This is a genomic window from Pseudomonas sp. L-22-4S-12 (assembly GCF_009799935.1).
Lineage (GTDB): Bacteria > Pseudomonadota > Gammaproteobacteria > Pseudomonadales > Pseudomonadaceae > Aquipseudomonas.
In genome coordinates, this window is record NZ_WELL01000002.1 from 59,697 (window position 1) to 77,394 (window position 17,698).

The following is a 17,698-nucleotide window of genomic DNA, read 5'->3' on the forward strand; positions in this document are numbered from 1 at the left end:
GCTGCGCTCGACGCAGCCTACGGCTTGTCCTTGTTCAGGCGGCTCGCCGCCCAGGTGAAGATCAGCACGAAGAAGAAGTAGGAAATCACCAGCGCGCTGTTGAAGTGGCCGCTGCTGTTTTTCATGTTGTTGAGGTACACCTGCAGGGTTTCGTAGCGGGTGCCGACCAGCAGGTTGGCGAACACGAACTCACCGAACAGAAAGCTGAAGGAGAGGAACAGCGAGACCATCAGGCCCTTGCGCAGGTTGGGCAGCACCACCAGGAATGCGGCTTGCCAGGTGCTGGCACCGAGCAGCTGGGCGGCGTCCATCAGGTCGCGCAGATTGATCGCTTGCAGGTTGTTGGTGATCGCCCGGTACATGAATGGCAGGGCCACGGTGAAGTAGCAGCCGATCAGAATCCATGGCGTGCCGACCATCGCCAGCGGCCCGGAGCCGTAGACCTGCAGCAGGCCCACCGAAGACACCACCGGCGGCACGGCGAAGGGCAGCAGGATCAGGATGTTCATCAGCCCGTCGAGCTTGGGGAAGTGGTAATGCACCACAAACAGCAGCGGCAGGATCAGCACCGTGGCCAGCAACAGGGAACCGAAGCACACCAGCAGCGACTGGCCGAAGGCGGCGAGGAAGCGCGGATCGCTCCACAGCGCCACGTACCACTTGAAGGTCAGGCCGGACGGCAGGATGGTCGCCGACCAGCTGGTGGACAGCGAGTAGAGCAGGGTGCCGGCCAGCGGCAGCAGCAGGATCAGGAACAGTAGCCAGACCACCGTGCGGTGATACAAGGCAGCCGGTTTGGCATCAGCGCGCGACATGGTAGCTCCTCTTCAGCAGCCACTGGTGCGCGGCGGTGATCACCACCATCAGGCCTACCAGTACCATCGCCAGGGCGCTGGCCATATCCGGGTTGAGGCTGATATCGCCGGCGACCATGGCGGCAATGCGGATCGGCAACACGTTGAAGTTGCCGGTGGTCAGCGCGTACACCGTGGCATAGGCGCCGAGGGCGTTGGCCAGGAGGATGACGAAGGTGCCGAGCAGTGCCGGGGTCAGCACCGGCAGGCCGATATGCCGCCAGAAGTCCCAGGTGCCGGCACCGAGCAGCGCGGCGGACTCGCGCCAGTCCTCGCGCAGGGCGTCGAAGGCGGGGTAGAGCAGCAGCACGCCGAGGGGAATCTGGAAATAGGTGTAGAGCACTATCAGTCCATTTTTCGAGTAGAGGTTGAAGCTCTCGATCAGGCCGATCTTGATCAGCAGCAGGGTCAGCGCGCCGTTGAAGCCGAGGATGATGATGAAGGCGAAGGCCAGCGGCACGCCGGCGAAGTTGCTGGTCATGTTGGAGAAGGCCATGACGAAGTCGCGCAGCCTGGAGTCGACCTGGCGCAGCGAGTAGCTGCCGAGCACGGCGATGACGATGCCGAACAGGCTCGACCAGAAGGCAATCTGCAGGCTGTGCTTGATCGCCTGCAGGTAGAACTTGGAGCCGAAGATCTTCTCGTAGTTGCCCAGGCCCCAGGCGTCGCCGACGCTCAGGCTGTGCACCGCGACCCACAGCAGCGGGGCGATCTGGAAGGCGATGAAGAAGATCGCAAAGGGCAGCAGGCACAGCAGGGCCAGCCACTTGCCGCGGTTGGCGCGGGTTTTTTCGACCGTCACTTGAGCAGTTCCTTGCACCAGGGTTTGTCATGCGCTGCGCCGAGCAGGGCGCAGATGGTGCCGCACAGCTCGGTCTGCCGCGGCAGCGCGCTGCCATCCAGGCTGAACGCACTGCCGGCGACGAACAGCGGCACTTCGCGTTCTTCCGCCAGCAGGCCGTTGTGCGAACGGTCGTTGTTCATGCCGTGGTCGGCGGTGACCAGTACCTGGTAGCCGGCATCCAGCCAGCGCTGCAGGTATTCGGCCAGGAGGATGTCGGCGCGGCGCGCGCTGTTGCGGTATTGCGCCGAGTCCAGGCCATGCTTGTGGCCGGCGTCGTCGATGTTCATCGGGTGCACCAGGAGGAAGTTCGGCTGGTGCTGCACGCGCAGGTGCTCCGCGTCGGCGAACAGGTGCGAGTCCGGGTAGTGGTCGGCGTAATAGAAGTGGCCGTGCTGGATCGGCAGGCTGCTGTCGCTGGTGTGGCGGTCGCGGGCCGCATCGAAGGGCGCGCGGTTATACAGCTCGCTCATCCAGTGATAGGCCGCGGCGGCGGTGGACAGGCCGGCTGCGCGGGCGTAGTGGAAGATGCTGCGCTGGTTAGACAGGCGCACCACCTCATTGTGCACGATGCCGCTGTCGATCGGCGCCACGCCGGTCATCAGGCATTCGTAGAGCGGGCGCGACAGCGCGGGCAGCTCGCATTCGAGCTTGTACAGCGCAGCGCGGCCGGCGCCGCAGTAGGCCTGCAGATGGCCCAGCGCATGGCGGGCCACCTCGTAGTTCAGGCCATCCAGTAGCACCAGAATGACGTTGTGTTTCATCGCGCGATTTCCTTGAGCCAAAACGCAGCCCGGCGAGTGCCGGGCTGCGGACGAGCGCTTACTGCATTTCGATGATCACGTTTTCCTGCCACAGCTGCGGCAGCGCCTTGGAGGTGGCCTCCCAGGCAACCGGGTCCTTGATCGGCTGGACCTTGGCGTACTGCGCGTTGGGCAGCAGCTTGGCCTGCACCTCGGCCGGCAGGGTCAGGTGCTCGGCGCGGATCGGCCGGGCGTTGCCCTTGGCCAGGTTGATCTGCCCGGCGTCGCTCAAGATGTACTCGCGCGCCAGCTTGGCCGCGTTGGGGTGCTTGGCGTACTTGTTGATGATGGTGGTGTAGCCGGAGATCACCGAACCATCGGAGGGGATCAGCACTTCGAAGCGGCTCGGGTCGATCTGGTCGCGGTAGGACAGGCCGTTGAAGTCCCAGACGATGCCGACTTCCACTTCGCCTTTTTCCAGGGTCTGGATGGTCGGGTTGGACAGGCCCAGGCGGCCCTGCTTGGCGATCTCGGCGAAGAAGTCCAGGCCCGGCTGGATGTTCTTCTCGTCACCGCCGTTGGCGATGGCGGCGGCCAGTACGCCGTTGACAGCCTGGGCGGCGGCGCTGACGTCACCGATGGCGACCTTGTACTTGCCCTGTTTCAGGTCGGCCCAGGACTGCGGCACGTCCTTGACCAGCTGCTTGTTGACGATGAAGGCGATGGAGCCGGTGTAGGCCAGCATCCAGTGGCCGTCCGCATCCTTGGCCCAGGTCGGAATCTGCTCCCAGGTGGTGGGTTTGTAGGCTTGAGTGACACCCTGCTGCACGGCGATGGGGCCGAAGGCGGCGCCAACGTCGCCGATATCGGCGGTGGCGTTGTCCTTCTCGGCGGCGAACTTGGCGATTTCCTGGGCCGAGCTCATGTCGGTGTCCATGTGCTTGAGGCCATAGAGTTTGCCCAGATCGACCCAGGTGTCCTTCCAGTTGGCCCAGCTATCGGGCATGCCGACGCTGTTGACCTCGCCCTCTGCGCGGGCGGCTTGTTCCAGGCTCTTTACATCCTCGTTGGCCATGGCCTGGTTACCCAGAATAATGGCCGATCCCATCAGTGAAGCCAGCAGCAGGCGTTTCATGGTGAAGCTCCTTAGCAGGGTGAAAGATTGGTCTAGATCAGCAAGACCCAGGCCAATCTAGAAGCTTTCTATGACGTTTTTATGGCGACCCGGCCCCGGTTTCCCTGGGCCGGCCCGCGTCTGCAAGCGTAGACCATGGCTAAGTGGCTGATTTGCCGGAAGACTGCAGGGCCTTGTGGCATGGGGCGTGCAGGTGCCCCGATAGACCTCCGGGCTGTCACGCCACGGTCATCTAGGCTGCCTAGCATGGCCGCACTTTCGGCCGGTCGTGCCCCTTGTTGGTGCTGGTCTATTCCAGAGTGGAGTTTTGCATGCGCGACGAAGCGCCCCGTACCGTTACCGCCATCTGCCGGGCCCTGCAGGAACAGATCGAGCATGGCCTGCTGACGCAGGGCAGCCAGCTGCCGGCCGAGCGCAAGCTCAGCGAACTGTTCGAGACCACCCGCATCACCCTGCGCGAGGCGCTGGGGCAGCTGGAAGCCGAAGGCCTGATCTACCGCGAGGAGCGCCGCGGCTGGTTCGTCTCGCCGCCGCGGCTGGCCTACAACCCGCTGGTGCGCAGCCACTTCCATGCGATGGTGCGCGAGCAGGGGCGGCAGTCCTCCACCGAGCTGCTCAGCGCCCGGCTGATGCCGGCGCCGGTGGATATCTGCGCGTTGCTGGAGTTGCCGGCGCTGTCGGCGGTGCTGCAGATCCGCCGCGCGCGGCGCATCGACGGGCGGCTGGTGCTGTACGTCGAGCACTACCTGAATCCGGCCTATTTTCCCGGCATCCTGCAGTTCGACCTGACCTGCTCGCTGACCGAGCTGTACGCCAGCGAGTACGGGATCCATTACGGGCGGGTGCGTTTCGATATCCTGCCCACCGCCTTGCCGGCCGAGGCGGCGAACAGCCTGAAGACCACCCTGGGCAGCCCGGCGCTGCGCATCACCCGGGTCAACCGCGACCAGCACGGGCGGCTGATCGACTGCGACCTGGAGTTCTGGCGCCACGATGCCATTCACGTCAGCGTCGAAGTGCCGGAGTGAGCGGTGCGGTGCCAGGTTTGCGATGGGTAGGTTGTGGTTGAGCGCAGCGAAGCCCAACGCCAGGGCGGCTGGTTACCAAGAGGTCGGGCTGGGCTCCAATCGTTGGGCTTCGGCGCTGCGCGCCTCAACCCAACCTACGCGATAGCGTTACGCCAGCTCGGCGCTGGCGTAGAAGGCGCTAAGGACTTTCACCAGGTGGGCCAGGTCGTGGCTGCCGGCCAGTTCGCGGATCGAGTGCATGGCGAAGGTCGGCAGGCCGATATCCACGGTGCGCACGCCGAGCTGGCTGGCGGTGATCGGGCCGATGGTCGAGCCGCAGCCCATGTCGCTGCGCACCACGAAGCTCTGCACCGGCACTTCCTCGGCCAGGCACAGGTGGCGGAAGAAACCGGCGGTCTCGCTGTTGGTGGCGTAGCGCTGGTTGCTGTTGACCTTGATCACCGGGCCGGCGTTGAGTTTGGGGCCGTGGTTGGCGTCGTGCTTGTCGGCGTAGTTGGGGTGCACGCCGTGGGCGTTGTCGGCCGACACCAGCAGGGATTTCTGGATGCTGCGGACGAAACCGTCGCCTTCCGGCAGCACGCGGCGCAATACCTGCTCGAGGAACGGGCCGTCGGCGCCGCAGGCCGAGCAGGAGCCGATCTCCTCGTGGTCGGTACAGACCAGCACGCAGGTCTCGTCGCCTTCGGCGCCGAGCAGGGCCTGCAGGCCGGCGTAGCAGGACAGCAGGTTGTCCAGGCGCGCGCCGGCGATGAAGTCCTGGTTGAGGCCGATCACCGCAGCCGGTTGGGTATCGTAGAAGCTCAGCTCGTAGTCCAGCACCGCATCGGCGCTGAGGCCATGCTCGCTGGCCAGGCGGTCGGCGAGCAGGGCGCGGAAATCGGCCGGCTCCTCGCCGGCGATCTGCGCCAGGATCGGCGGCAGTTCGTTCTGCTGGTTGATCGGCCAGCCCTGGTTGGCTTCGCGGTTGAGGTGGATGGCCAGGTTGGGGATGGTGGCGATCGGCAGTTCGAAGTCGATCAGCTGGCTCTGCACCTTGCCACCTTCGCGGAAGGTCACCCGCCCGGCCAGCGACAGGTCGCGGTCGAACCAGGGGGCGAGCAGGGCGCCGCCGTAGACTTCCACGCCGAGCTGGAAGAAGCCCTGGCGCTGCAGTTCCGGCTGCGGCTTGACGCGCAGGCAGGGGCTGTCGGTATGCGCGCCGACCAGGCGCAGGCCGCCTTCCAGGGGGCTGCGCTTGCCCAGCCTGAAGGCGATCAGCGAGGAGTCGTTGCGGGTCACGTAGTAGCGTCCGCCGGCTTCGGTATGCCAGGGCTCGCGCTCGTCCAGGGCCCGGTAGCCGGCGGCCTGCAGGCGCTGGGCCAGGCTGCGGGTGGCGTGGAAGGGGGTGGGCGAGGCCTTGAGAAACTCGATCAGGCCCTGATTCAGCTCTGCACGCATAACGGACTCCAGACGGCGATGCCCCGAGTTTATCGGATTTGTCCGGGGCCGGCCCGCTTTAACTCGGGGTATACGGGCTCTCGGTGCGGGTGCCTGCGGCGCACCCGGAGCCGCTTCAGAATGGCGCCGGACACTCGAAGCGCAGGCGTTCGTCGGTTTGCGGGTGGGTCAGGCTGAGCATGCTGGCGTGCAGGCACAGGCGTGGCCAGGCGGCCAGGGCCTGTGCGTGGGCATACAGACCGTCGCCGAGCAGCGGATGGCCGATCGACAGCATGTGCACGCGCAGCTGGTGGGAGCGGCCGGTGATGGGCGTCAGCTCCACGCGGCAGTAGTCGCCGCAGCGCTCGAGGATGCGCCAGTAGGTCAGCGCGTGCTTGCCCTGCTCATGGTCGACCACATGGCGCGGCTTGGTCGGCGGGTCGTAGCGCAGCGGCAGGTCGATGCTGCCGCTGTCCAGCGCCGGCTGGCCCCAGCACAGGGCGGTGTAGGCCTTCTCGGTCTCGCGGTCGTGGAACTGGCGGGACAGCTCGCGGTGGCTGTCGGCATCGCGGGCCAGCACGATGATGCCGGAAGTTTCCCAGTCCAGGCGATGGACGATGCGCGCTTCCGGGTAGCCGTTTTCCTGCAGGCGGGTCACCAGGCAGTCGCGGTTGTCCTCGGCGCGGCCGGGCACCGAGAGCAGCAGGGTGGGCTTGTTGATCACCAGCAGGGCGGCGTCCTGGTGGAGGATTTCGACATTCGACAGCGGCATGGGAAGACCCAAAATGAAATGGCGGCCATTAAGGCCGCCATTGTTCAACATCAGTGCAGTGAAAACGTAGCGAGCGAAGGTCAGGCAAGGCGAAATCAGGCGAAGAAGCGGAGTTTACATGCCGTAAATGAGCATTCTGAGTCTGATTTCAACGCAGCATCACCGAGCGCAGTAGTTTTCACCGATCGGGCAGGGTGATATTGAGTTCCAGAATGGAGCAGCTGCCCTGGTTTTCCAGCGCGACCTGCACCTGATCCTGCTCGATGTTGACGTACTTGCGGATCACCTCGACCAGTTCCTTCTGCAGGGCCGGCAGGTAGTCCGGCTGGCTGCGCTGGCCGCGCTCGTGGGCGACGATGATCGACAGACGCTCTTTCGCGATCGACGCAGGGGTTTCCTTCTTGCGTTCACGAAAGAAGTCGAAAATGTTCATTAGCGCGCTCCAAACAGGCGTTGCATGATTCCCTTCTTCTGCACATCGAGGAAGCGATGGGGCACTTCCTTGCCCAGCAGGCGGTCGACGGCGTCGCCGTAGGCCTGGCCGGCATCGCTCTGCTCGTCGAGGATCACCGGTACGCCCTGGTTGGAGGCCTTGAGCACGGCCTGGGACTCGGGGATCACACCGAGCAGGTTGATGGCGAGGATTTCCTCGACGTCTTCCACGCCGAGCATTTCGCCCTTGGTCACCCGCTCCGGGTTGTAGCGGGTCAGCAGCAGACGCTCCTTGATCGGCTCCAGGCCCTGTTCGGCGCGGCGCGACTTGCTCGCCAGCAGGCCGAGCATGCGGTCGGAGTCGCGTACCGAGGAGACTTCCGGGTTGGTCACGACGATGGCTTCGTCGGCGAAGTACATGGCCAGGTGCGCACCGGTCTCGATGCCGGCCGGCGAGTCGCAGATCACGTATTCGAAGTTCTGCGACAGCTCGTCGATGACCTTGCCCACGCCGTCCTTGGTCAGCGCGTCCTTGTCACGGGTCTGGCTGGCGGCCAGCACGTACAGGTTCTCGAGGCGCTTGTCCTTGATCAGGGCCTGGGTCAGGGTCGCTTCGCCGTTGATGACGTTGACGAAGTCGTACACCACGCGGCGCTCGCAACCCATGATCAGGTCGAGGTTGCGCAGGCCGACGTCGAAGTCGACGATGACGGTTTTGTGCCCGCGCAGAGCGAGACCGGTGCCGATGGCGGCGCTGGTGGTGGTTTTACCCACGCCACCCTTGCCGGAAGTGACTACGAGGATCTTGGCCAAGGTGATTCACCCCAAATATATGAAAAGGCGGGAAATCCGGCGCCGGTAAACTGGCTTCCGAATGCCCTTTTGCTCCCTGAAATTGGGCCGCAGTATCCGTTAAAGGCGGGTGATGTTCAACACGTCACCCGACAGGCTGACCTGTACCGATTGCCCCCACAGCGGATCGCGACGCAGGTCTTCGGCGGTCTTGTACTGGCCGGCGATGGAGAGCATTTCCGCGCCCATCTGCTGGCAGAAAATCCGTGCCTGGGTATTGCCCTTGACACCGGCCAGGGCGCGCCCGCGCATCGGGCCGTACACATGGATATTGCCGTCGGCGAGAAGTTCCGCGCCGGCGCTGACCGGCGACAGCACCACCAGGTCGCCGCCCTGGGCGTAGATCTGCTGGCCGCCGCGCACCGGGGTGGTGACCACACGGCTGGGCTTGAACACCGGCTCGGCGGGTTTTTCCACCTTCTTGCGGCTTTCCACCGGCTCGACCAGCTTCTCGCGCGCACCGGATGGCGGCAGCACCGGCAGGTCGAGGGCGTTGGCGGCGGCGATGTCTTCCTCGCGGCTGGCGCGAATGGCCAGGGTGCGCAGGCCGTGGTTGCGGCACAGCTCCATCAGCTTGGCCAGGTCGAGGCTGCCTTCGCCGTCCGGCAGCTTGTCCAGGGCCAGTACCAGGGGAATGTTCTGGAAGAAGTTGGGGGCCTGGGCGACCTTGTCGGCCAGCTGGCGGTCCAGGCGCTCCAGGTCATTGTGTGCCAGCTCCAGGATGGTGATGGCGAGCATGCTGCCCTTGAGCTGGAACACGGGGTCTTGGTCGAGGAGATCGGCTTGGCTCATGGTCTTGTCGTGCCTTGTGATGGCGACGACTTATAGCGATAAGACCGTGAGGCCGCAAGCCGCGCGAGTCCTGTAGAATGCCCGGCCTTGTCGTCTGTCCGGAATGGTTCATGGATCGCCCGCCATTTAGTGCCTATTTCCTGCATCCGCGTTTCTGGCTGTTATGGCTGGGGATGGGGCTGCTCTGGCTGCTGGTGCAGTTGCCGTATCTCTGGCTGCTGGTGCTGGGGCGTGGGCTCGGCTGGCTGATGTATCACCTGGCCGGGGCGCGCCGGTACATCATCAGGCGCAATCTCGAGCTGTGCTTTCCCGAGCTGTCGGCCGCCGCGCGCGAGTCGCTGCTGCGGGAAAACTTCGCCTCCATCGGCATGGCCTTCTTCGAGACCGCCATGGGCTGGTTCTGGTCGCAGCGGCGCCTGGCCGGCCTGGCCCACATCGAGGGGCTGGAATTGCTCAAGCAGGCCCAGGCGGAGGGCCAGGGGGTGATTCTCATGGCGGTGCACTTCACCACCCTGGAAATCGGTGCTGCGCTGCTGGGGCAGGTTCATACCATCGACGGCATGTACCGTGAGCACAAGAATCCGGCCTTCGACTATATCCAGCGCCGCGGTCGCGAGCGGCACAATCGCGACGCCACCGCCATCGAGCGGGATGACGTGCGGGCGATGCTCAAGGTGCTGCGCAACGGTCGGGCAATCTGGTACGCGCCGGATCAGGACTACGGTGCGCAGCACAGCGTGTTCGTGCCGCTGTTCGGCGTGCCGGCGGCTACCGTCACGGCTACCAGCAAGTTTGCCCGTCTGGGCAAGGCCATCGTCGTGCCCTTTACCCAGAGCCGCCTGGCCGATGGTCGGGGTTATCAGCTGACCCTCCATCCGCCGCTGGCCGATTTCCCCGGCGAGAGCGAGGAGGCGGACTGCCTGCGTATCAATCAATGGATCGAACAGGTCGTGCGCCAGCACCCGGAGCAGTACCTGTGGGCCCATCGGCGCTTCAAGACCCGCCCGCCGGGCGAGCCGAAGCTGTACAAGAAGCGCCGCCGATAGCCCCTATACTGGCAAAAAGACCCGCGGAAATCGTTCATGAATCAAGCCGTGCACACCGACACCCCGCTGACCGGGCTGATTCTCTCCGGCGGCGGGGCCCGGGCGGCTTACCAGGTCGGCGTGCTCGGGGCGATCGCCGACCTGTTGCCGAATGCCGCGCACAACCCGTTCCCGGTGATAGTCGGCACCTCGGCCGGGGCGATCAATGCCGTTGGCCTGGCCTGCGGCGCCCTGCATTTCAGCGAGGCGATCCGCCGCCTGACCCAGGTCTGGCAGAACTTCCATTGCGACCAGGTCTATCGCACCGACTGGCCCGGCGTGCTGCGCCAGGCCGGGCGCTTCATCGGCCATAGCCTGCTGGGCATGGGCGGGGATATTCCGGTGGCGCTGCTCGACAGCTCGCCGCTGCGCGCCATGCTCGAACGCGAACTGGATTTCTCCGGGATCGCCGCGGCGGTGCGCATGCGCCAGCTGCGCGCGGTGGCGGTGACCGCCTTCGGCTACGAGAGTGGCCAGGCGGTGACCTTCTACCAGGGCCGCGCGACCATCGATCCCTGGTTCCGTCACCGCCGTGTCGGCGTGCCGACCCGTTTGAGCCTCGATCACCTGCTGGCCAGTGCCTCGATTCCGCTGATCTTTCCGCCGGTGAAGGTCAATCGCGAGTACTTCGGCGACGGCGCGGTGCGCCAGTCGGCGCCGATCAGCCCGGCCCTGCACCTGGGCGCCAATCGCGTGCTGGTGGTCGGGGTCAGCGGCAACCCGCTGGGGCGCGAGGCCAACCAGATGGTGCCGCGCCCGCAGAGCGGCAGGCCGCCGAGCCTGGCGCAGATCAGCGGGCACATGCTCAACAGCACCTTCATCGACAGCCTGGAAGGCGATATCGAACTGCTCGAACGGCTCAACCACATGGGCCGCCTGGTGCCGTCCGGCCTGCATCCGCGCGGCCTGGGCCTGAAACCGGTGGAGGTCTTGGTGATCGCCCCCAGCCAGCCGCTGGACCAGATCGCCGCCCGCCACCGCCACGAGCTGGCCAGGTCGATGCGTTTCTTCCTGCGCGGCCCGGGGGCGACCCGCGCCAGCGGGGCCGGGGTGCTCAGCTACCTGCTGTTCGAGCCCGGCTACTGCAACGAGCTGATCGAGCTGGGCTATCAGGACGCCATGGCGCAGAAACAGGAGTTGACCCGTTTCCTCGGCCTGGCCGTGGCCGTGCCGGCGTCAACCGCCAGCGATATGATTGGCGTGACCTCGACGCGCTGAGCGTAGGCTGGGTTGAGCGCAGCGAAGCCCAACGTGAATCGGCCCCGGAGCTGCCCGTTGGGCTTCGGCGCTACGCTCCTCAACCCAACCTACCTGTCTCTCAGGCCTCGGTCAGCTTGTCGTCGCGAAAGTCACGCAGGGCCTGCTCGATCTCCTCGCGGCTGTTCATCACGAAGGGGCCGTACTGCACGATAGGCTCGCCCAGCGGCGTGCCGGCGATCAGCAGCACCCGGGCGCCGGACTCGCTGGCCAGCTCGATGGCGCCCTGCTCGGACAGGCGCACCAGGCGGCTCTTGCCGACCACGTGACCGTTCACCCCCAGTTCGCCCTCGTACACATACAGCAGCACCCGCTGGCCATCGGCCAGGCGCGGGGCGATGCGGCTGCCGGCCGGCAGGTGCAGGTCGAACAGCTGCGGCAGGGTCTGCGGGCGCTGCACGGCGCCGGCCTGCTGCACCTGGCCGTCGTCGAACTGCCCGGCGATCACGCTGACCGCCACGCCGCCTGCGCTGATCAGGCGCGGGATTTCCTCGGGGCTGTAGTCGCGGTAGCCGGCGGCGCCCAGCTTGTCCTTGGCCGGCAGGTTGAGCCACAGCTGGAAGCCGCGCATTACGCCTTCCTGCTGCTGCGGCATCTCGCTGTGGATGATGCCGCGGGCGGCGGTCATCCACTGCACGCCGCCGCTCTGCAGCAGGCCGACGTTGCCCAGGTGGTCCTCGTGGCGCATGCGCCCTTCGAGCATGTAGGTGATGGTCTCGAAGCCGCGGTGCGGGTGCGGGGGGAAGCCGGCGATGTAGTCGTCGGGGTTGTCCGAGCCGAACTCGTCGAGCATCAGGAAGGGGTCGAAACGCTCGATGCCGGCGCCGCCGAACACGCGGGTCAGGCGCACGCCGGCGCCATCCGCAGCAGGTTGGCCGATGTGCTGGGAGACGACTTGGCGGAACTGGGTCATGGGACACCTCCGAAGTGGGAATGTGCCCATGTTATGCCTGTCGATTGAATGGATGGTTGCGAAATGCGCGTCTATTCAATCGAATATATCGATGTTTTTCGCTACTCGGCGATCTGCAGCTTGCGCGCCTCGCGGTACACGTAGCGGATCTTCTCGTACTCGAACGGCGTGTTGAGCTGGCCATAGCGCAGATTGGTGCTGTGGCGCAGGTCGACCACGCGCAGGCCGGTGATTTCCGGGTGGTCGCTGCTGGTTTCGCTCATGTTCAGGTAGTTGATCTGGCTTTCCGCGGCGAAGTCGAAGAGCTTGCCGCCGGTGTCGCGCAGGTTGGACGGGCCGAGCAGCGGCAGCATGACGTAGGGGCCGTCGGGCACGCCGTAGAAGCCCAGGGTCTGACCGAAGTCCTCGCTCTGCCTGGGCAGGCCGAGCCGGCTGGCCGGGTCCCACAGCCCGGCCACGCCGACCGTGGTGTTGAGCAGCAGGCGCCCGCCGGTCTGCAGCGAACGTTTGCCCTTGAACTGCAGCAGGCTGTTGAGCAGGTTGGGCACATCGCCCAGGTTGCCGAAGAAGTTGCTCACCCCGCTGCGCACCAGGCGCGGGGTGACGTAGCGGTAGCCGTTGACCAGCGGCAGGAACACCCATTCGTCGAAGCGGTAGTTGAAGTGGTAGACCCGCCGGTTCCACGATTCCCAGGGGTCGTAGACGTTCAGTGCGCTGAGGGTCGAGCGCTCGAACTCGCGCTGGTCGAGGCTGGGGTTGAACTGCAGTTGGTCCAGAGGGTTGGTGAAGCCGTCGGCATCCGTGGCGGCCTGGGCGGCGCCGGCCAGCAGCGCCAGGCCCAGCAGCAGTGCTGTTGGCGAAATCCCTTGCTTAGCCACGGAAGAACTCCAGCATGGCGTCGCTGTTGACGCGGTAGTTGAGGTTGCCGCAGTGCCCGCCGAGCGGGTACAGGGTCAGGCGCTCGCCGAAGGTGCGGCGCAGGAAGCCGAGGTCGCCGGGGCCGAGGATCAGGTCGTCGGCGTTATGCATCACGGCCACCTTGCTGCTGCCTTGCAGATAGCCCGCCAGGGCGTACAGGCTGGCCTGGTCGACCATTTGCAGCAGGCTGCCGCCGTCGTACTTGGCGCGCCAGTAGGGCAGCAGCTGTTCGCTCAGGTAGCAGTCGAAGTCGCACTGCAGGGCGCGCTCGAAGAAGGGCGTCAGGCTGGTGCCCTCGCGGATCGGGTACTGCGTCGGGGTGATCAGGCCGCGGCGGTTGATCAGGTCCGAGGTGAAGGCGATATCCGCCGAGGAGAAGCGGAAGACACTGCCGATCAGCATGGCCAGCTGTTCGTTGCTGAGCTGCTCGTCCGACTGCAGGAAGTCCTGCAGCATGGCGTCGTTCAGGTCGATACGGCCCTTTTCCTCGAAGTAGTGCGCCAGTTTCTCCAGCATCTGTTCGAAGTAGGTGGTGCCGCTGTCGATGCCCGCGACCCGGGTCTGCACCAGGCGGTCGAGGTTGCTCACCGAGGTGTACAGGTTGACCGGCGGGTTGATCAGCAGCACGCGCTTGAAGTTGAAGCTGCGCATGCGCTCGTCCAGTTCGCTGACGAAGGCCGCGTGCAGCCCGCCCATGCTGTAGCCGACCAGGTGGAACGCGCTGACGTCCAGCCTGGGATGCTGGGCGCGCACGGCCATCATCACCCGGTACAGGTCCTCGGCGTCGGCGCTGGAGATGCCGGGGGTAGCGCTGCGCGAGGCGGCGCTCATGAAGTCGTAGCTGGTCGGCGAGGACAGCTGCACCACGTGGTAGCCGGCGCCGTAGAACAGGCGCTTGAGGTCCTCGGTCTTGCTGCTGGCGTAGTGCGCGCCGGTGCCGGAAATGATGAAGATCAGCGGCGCGCGGCCGTCTTGCCGGGCCAGGCGGTAACGCAGTTTGGTCACCGGCCAGAAGTTCTTCGGCAGCTGGAACTCGCGCTCCGGGCGCAGCTTGAGGGCGTAGTCGGCCTGGTCGATGTCGTCGTCGGCCGGCAGCTGCGGGCGCAGGGCCGGCGGCGTGCTGGCGATGGTCGCCTCGAACGGGTTGCTCAACGGGTAGCCATAGCTGGCGGCGTCGATGTCGGCGGCCTGCACGGGCAGGCCGGCCAGCAGGCTGCCGAGCAGGGCGGCAAGGGCGGGCAGGCGGAACATGGCCGAATCCCTGTGTGGAAGGTATGGGGGCAGTGAATAGCAGGGGTAGGACAAGCGCAAGGGCGAAGAGTGCCATGGCACTCAGTCGACGCGGCTGAGCTGCTCCACCCAGATCAGCTCGCAGGCGCCGTCGCCGGTGTCCTCGCGGGTTCGCGAGCTGAGCCAGCGGAAGCCGTCATCGCCCTTGACCTCGACCAGCTGCCCGCGCAGGGCGATGCGCTGGCCCGGCCGCACCGCGGCCAGGGCGTCGGCCACCGCGGCGTTGGCCGGGATCAGGTGCATGTTGGCGCTGTGGATCTCGATCTCGCGGCGCGGGATGGGGAACTCCTCGACCCGCCAGCGATACCAGCGGTTGCCCTGGCTGATGGCGATTCGCGCCAGCACCTGCGGGTCGGCCATCGGCCCCCAGCCCAGGGCCAGGTCGGTGGGCGAGACCTGGGCGCCGCGGTCGAAGCGGTAGTCTTCGCGGCCGAGCACGCGGGCCTCGAGCTGGAACGGCTCGAGCGGGGTGATGGTGTGCCCGGCCAGGCGGTAGCCGGCCGCATCCGGCTGGCCATGATCCGGCTGGGGCGGCGGCGGTTGCAGCATGGCCCAGCCGAGCCAGAGCACGGACAGGGCGGCGAGGGCATAGAGCAGGCGACGGGCATTCATGGCGTGCATTCTAGAATGCCGTTGTTGCACTAATCAGCAGGCCGATTAAGCTGGGCGCCGCTTTTTCGACCACCGGAGTTCGCCCATGTCCCGTCATCTGCCCTTGCTCGTGTTGTTGCTGCTTCTGCCCCTGTGGCTGGCGGCCAGCTACGGCGTGCGTTTCGCCCTGATGGAGGACAGCCAGTGGGTGGGCCTGTGCGTCGACGAGGCGGCGCGCTGGGAGTGCCAGGCGCGCGCCGGGCTGGGCTGGCTGATCCATTTCCGGGTGATCGCCAGCACCGCCCTGGGCCTGGCGCTGCTGGCCTTCTGCCTGCCGGGGCGCCTGGGTTGGGGCCTGGCCGTGCTGGCGCTGCTGGTCGGCCTGCCGGCGCTGGTGCTGTACAGCGCCAGCCTGGCGGTGTTCGCCGTGGTCCTGGCCGGGTTGCGCCTGGTGCGCAGGGCGCCGGTCAGCGCCTGAAGCCCGGCCGACCATGAACAAGGCTATGTCCCAATAGCCTGTTGCACAGGCCATCGAGCTTTAGTGGGAGCAGATTTATCCGCGATAAACCGGCAGCTCGGCGTAGGCCCTGATCGCCAATGAATTCGCTCCCACGAACAGCCAGAGCAGCCACCGCGAGCGCTTGAGCCAAACAACAGCAACGCGTAACAGGTACATAGCTATGAAAAAAGGGACGCCTGGGCGTCCCTTTTTTGCTTTCCGGCGGCGAGCAGCCTGCGCAGGCTCAGCCGCGCTTGAGACGCAGGCTGCGCCACAGCGCCGCCACCAGCAGCGCCGAGGTGAGCGCCCAGCCGATGGCCTGCAGGTTGTGCGGGCCTTCCTGGTACAGCTGCGGGGCGATGCCGGCGGCGATCAGCACCGCCAGCAGGGCGATTTCCCGGCGCGGGCCGCTAACCGGGCGGCACAGGTAGACCAGGGCCGGCAGCAGCAGGGCCATGCTCGGGAAGCTGCGGTAGCGCGCGTCGAACACCAGCCCCAGCATCAGGATCGCGCCGGCACAGCCGCTGGCGGCCAGCCACCAGCCGCCGCGGCTTTCCAGCCAGGCGAACAGCCCCGCGCGCCAGCCGTTGCGGGCGGACAGGGCCAGGCTGACATGCGCCAGTACGATCAGGTTGAGCAGCAGCAGCGCGCCGGCCCACAGCCACTCGGCGCTGCTGCGGCTGGTGATGCTGGCCAGTTCGCCCCAGCCGGCGATGCAGGCCGCGCCGAGGGCGGCGCTCAGCGGCAGCAGCAGGGCGGCGCGGCGCGACGCCGGGGCACCGGCCAGCAGCAGGCTCAGGCCGAACAGCGCGCCGCTCAGGCCCAGCCACAGCGGCCAGTGCGGCAGGTTGGACACCGGCCCGGCGAGGATGCCCTTGTCGCCACGGTCGGCATCGAACAGGCCCCAGTAGCCGCCGACGGCGCCTTCGCTGTCGCGCTTCCACGGCTGGTCGAAGGCTTCGATCAGGTTGTAGTGCCAGCCATGGTCCTCGGCCAGCTTGACGAAGCCGCGGATGAACAGCGCCTCGTTGACCCGGCTGGGCAGGGCGGTCTCGCGCTGGCGGCCCTCGCTCGGCCAGCCGGTTTCGCCGATCAGGATGTCCTTGGGCGCGTAGCTGTTGCCGAAGGTCTGGCGCACTTCGGCGACCTTGTGCAGGGCGTCCTCGATGCCGCTGGGTTCGTCTTCCCAGTAGGGCAGCAGGTGGATGGTGATGAAGTCCACCGCCGGCGCCACCTCGGGGTGCTGCAGCCAGAACTCCCAGACATCGGCATAGGTGACCGGCTGCTTGATCGCGGCCTTGACCTGGCCGATCAGCTGGATCAGGCGTTCGGCGGTGGCGTCCTTGCGCAGCAGCACCTCGTTGCCGACGATCACCGCGTCGACCACGTCCGGGTAGCGGTTGGCGGTGTCGATCAACGCCGCCACTTCGCGCTCGGTGTCCTGCGGGTTGCTGCTGACCCAGGCGCCGGCGAGCAGCTTCAGGCCATGCTTGCGCGCCAGCTCGGGAATGCCTTCCAGGCCGATCTGCGAGTAGGTGCGGATGCAGGTGAAGCGCTGGGCCAGCAGGGCCAGGTCGGCATCCACCAGTTCGGGACGCAGCACGAAGGGTTGCTGGAAGGGCGACTGGTCCTTGCCGAACGGCGTGTAGGAGGCGCACTGCAGCTTGTGTGTCGGCGTGGCGGCATCGGCCAGCACGACCGGGCGGCCGATGCCGTACCACAGGGCGGCGAGCGCCAGCACGGCGAGCAGGCTGGCGAACAGGTAGGGCAGAACGGGGAAACGGACGGGCTGGCTCATGGCTCTGGATGCGTGGCGACAAAGCCGCGCATCTTAGCGGATCACGGCGCCTTGCGGGCAGTCCGGGCGCTTATGCCTGGTGGTGCAGCCAGGCATGCTGGGGAATGGCGTCCTGCCGCGCGCCACGCCTCTCGACGCGCTGCCAGAGCTTCTCGTGGCAGTAGAACCCCACCGAGTTGCACAGCGGCTCGATCGCCGCCACCAGGCCACTGGCCGCCACGCTGCCGGTCAGCGCATAGGTCACGCCGAAGGCGATGCAGAAGTGCATGGCGGTGAAGGTGAGGGTCTTGAGCATGGCGCACCTCGAAGCAATCGTTGTTTCCTGTGCTGCAGCCTAGGTCGCGCGGCGGTTCCGGTGAAATAAGGTCTGTGCATCGATTCGATAGCGAGAATGCGGTTCTGGCGGGGAGCGCTTGCCCGCCGCGGGACGGGCTCCGCGCCGGCTGGCGCGGCGGCATGGCCCGGTCGTCTGTCCGCCGCGG

19 protein-coding genes are annotated in these 17,698 nt (G+C 66.4%); 4 read left to right on the top strand and 15 right to left on the bottom strand.

The features are described from left to right. Positions 1–17 precede the first annotated feature (17 nt). Genes F3I16_RS06780 through F3I16_RS06795 form a run of 4 tightly spaced genes read right to left on the bottom strand, consistent with a single transcriptional unit; the run spans position 18 to position 3,573 of the window. Positions 18–815, bottom strand: a complete 798-nt coding sequence (locus F3I16_RS06780; protein ID WP_160492971.1) for an ABC transporter permease — start codon at positions 813–815, stop codon at positions 18–20. Next, on the bottom strand, positions 802–1,656 hold the full coding sequence (locus F3I16_RS06785; RefSeq protein ID WP_160492972.1) for an ABC transporter permease subunit: 855 nt from the start codon (positions 1,654–1,656) through the stop codon (positions 802–804). Before F3I16_RS06785 ends, F3I16_RS06780 begins: the two co-directional genes overlap by 14 nt. Further along, positions 1,653–2,459, bottom strand: coding sequence for an alkaline phosphatase family protein (locus F3I16_RS06790; protein ID WP_160492973.1), 807 nt, complete (start codon positions 2,457–2,459; stop codon positions 1,653–1,655). Before F3I16_RS06790 ends, F3I16_RS06785 begins: the two co-directional genes overlap by 4 nt. A 58-nt stretch (positions 2,460–2,517) precedes the next feature. Next, entirely contained in the window at positions 2,518–3,573 is a 1,056-nt protein-coding gene (locus F3I16_RS06795) for an ABC transporter substrate-binding protein (RefSeq protein WP_160492974.1), read from the bottom strand. A 311-nt stretch (positions 3,574–3,884) separates the two neighbouring features. Here F3I16_RS06795 and F3I16_RS06800 point away from each other — a divergent pair, with 311 nt between their 5' ends. After that, on the top strand, positions 3,885–4,601 hold the full coding sequence (locus F3I16_RS06800; protein WP_160492975.1) for a UTRA domain-containing protein: 717 nt from the start codon (positions 3,885–3,887) through the stop codon (positions 4,599–4,601). Positions 4,602–4,748: 147 nt separating this feature from the next. On the opposite strand, the gene F3I16_RS06805 is transcribed toward F3I16_RS06800, so the two are convergent. From F3I16_RS06805 to minC, 5 genes are all read right to left on the bottom strand, one after another. Further along, on the bottom strand, positions 4,749–6,038 hold the full coding sequence (locus tag F3I16_RS06805) for a M18 family aminopeptidase (RefSeq protein WP_160492976.1): 1,290 nt from the start codon (positions 6,036–6,038) through the stop codon (positions 4,749–4,751). A 115-nt stretch (positions 6,039–6,153) separates the two neighbouring features. Then, positions 6,154–6,789: an RluA family pseudouridine synthase gene (locus tag F3I16_RS06810; protein ID WP_160492977.1), complete on the bottom strand. Its 636-nt coding sequence runs from the start codon at positions 6,787–6,789 to the stop codon at positions 6,154–6,156. A gap of 178 nt (positions 6,790–6,967) precedes the next feature. Then, positions 6,968–7,222, bottom strand: coding sequence for a cell division topological specificity factor MinE (gene minE, locus F3I16_RS06815; protein ID WP_021701941.1), 255 nt, complete (start codon positions 7,220–7,222; stop codon positions 6,968–6,970). Then, positions 7,222–8,034 carry a septum site-determining protein MinD gene (minD, locus tag F3I16_RS06820; RefSeq protein WP_160492978.1) on the bottom strand — a complete coding sequence of 271 codons (813 nt, stop codon included), beginning with the start codon at positions 8,032–8,034 and terminating at the stop codon, positions 7,222–7,224. Before minD ends, minE begins: the two co-directional genes overlap by 1 nt. A 99-nt stretch (positions 8,035–8,133) precedes the next feature. Continuing rightward, positions 8,134–8,865 (bottom strand): septum site-determining protein MinC, encoded by a 732-nt coding sequence (minC, locus tag F3I16_RS06825; RefSeq protein WP_160492979.1) that lies wholly within the window; start codon positions 8,863–8,865, stop codon positions 8,134–8,136. Between the two features lie 110 nt (positions 8,866–8,975). On the opposite strand from minC, the gene F3I16_RS06830 reads away from it, so the two are divergent. Together F3I16_RS06830 and F3I16_RS06835 are read left to right on the top strand one after the other, a co-directional pair. After that, on the top strand, positions 8,976–9,911 hold the full coding sequence (locus F3I16_RS06830; RefSeq protein ID WP_160492980.1) for a lipid A biosynthesis lauroyl acyltransferase: 936 nt from the start codon (positions 8,976–8,978) through the stop codon (positions 9,909–9,911). A 36-nt stretch (positions 9,912–9,947) separates the two neighbouring features. After that, the gene (locus F3I16_RS06835; RefSeq protein WP_160492981.1) at positions 9,948–11,168 is read left to right on the top strand and encodes a patatin-like phospholipase family protein; all 1,221 of its coding nucleotides are present in this window, start codon (positions 9,948–9,950) and stop codon (positions 11,166–11,168) included. 100 nt (positions 11,169–11,268) lie between these two features. Here F3I16_RS06835 and F3I16_RS06840 read toward each other — a convergent pair whose 3' ends face one another. The 4 genes from F3I16_RS06840 to F3I16_RS06855 all read right to left on the bottom strand — a co-directional run bounded on the left by F3I16_RS06840 (position 11,269) and on the right by F3I16_RS06855 (position 14,940). Then, positions 11,269–12,120 carry a pirin family protein gene (locus tag F3I16_RS06840; RefSeq protein WP_160492982.1) on the bottom strand — a complete coding sequence of 284 codons (852 nt, stop codon included), beginning with the start codon at positions 12,118–12,120 and terminating at the stop codon, positions 11,269–11,271. A 101-nt stretch (positions 12,121–12,221) separates the two neighbouring features. Next, positions 12,222–12,983, bottom strand: coding sequence for a VacJ family lipoprotein (locus tag F3I16_RS06845; protein WP_160493397.1), 762 nt, complete (start codon positions 12,981–12,983; stop codon positions 12,222–12,224). Between the two features lie 7 nt (positions 12,984–12,990). Beyond that, the gene (locus F3I16_RS06850) at positions 12,991–14,289 is read right to left on the bottom strand and encodes an alpha/beta hydrolase (RefSeq protein ID WP_160492983.1); all 1,299 of its coding nucleotides are present in this window, start codon (positions 14,287–14,289) and stop codon (positions 12,991–12,993) included. Positions 14,290–14,370: 81 nt separating this feature from the next. After that, a complete protein-coding gene (locus F3I16_RS06855) occupies positions 14,371–14,940 on the bottom strand; it encodes a hypothetical protein (RefSeq protein WP_160492984.1) in 570 nt (189 codons plus the stop codon). 85 nt (positions 14,941–15,025) lie between these two features. Here F3I16_RS06855 and F3I16_RS06860 point away from each other — a divergent pair, with 85 nt between their 5' ends. Then, on the top strand, positions 15,026–15,397 hold the full coding sequence (locus tag F3I16_RS06860) for a hypothetical protein (protein WP_160492985.1): 372 nt from the start codon (positions 15,026–15,028) through the stop codon (positions 15,395–15,397). A gap of 265 nt (positions 15,398–15,662) precedes the next feature. On the opposite strand, the gene F3I16_RS06865 is transcribed toward F3I16_RS06860, so the two are convergent. Together F3I16_RS06865 and F3I16_RS06870 are read right to left on the bottom strand one after the other, a co-directional pair. Further along, the gene (locus F3I16_RS06865) at positions 15,663–17,216 is read right to left on the bottom strand and encodes a beta (1-6) glucans synthase (RefSeq protein WP_160492986.1); all 1,554 of its coding nucleotides are present in this window, start codon (positions 17,214–17,216) and stop codon (positions 15,663–15,665) included. Positions 17,217–17,286: 70 nt separating this feature from the next. Further along, entirely contained in the window at positions 17,287–17,511 is a 225-nt protein-coding gene (locus F3I16_RS06870; RefSeq protein ID WP_160492987.1) for a DUF2061 domain-containing protein, read from the bottom strand. Between the last annotated feature and the right edge of the window lie 187 nt (positions 17,512–17,698).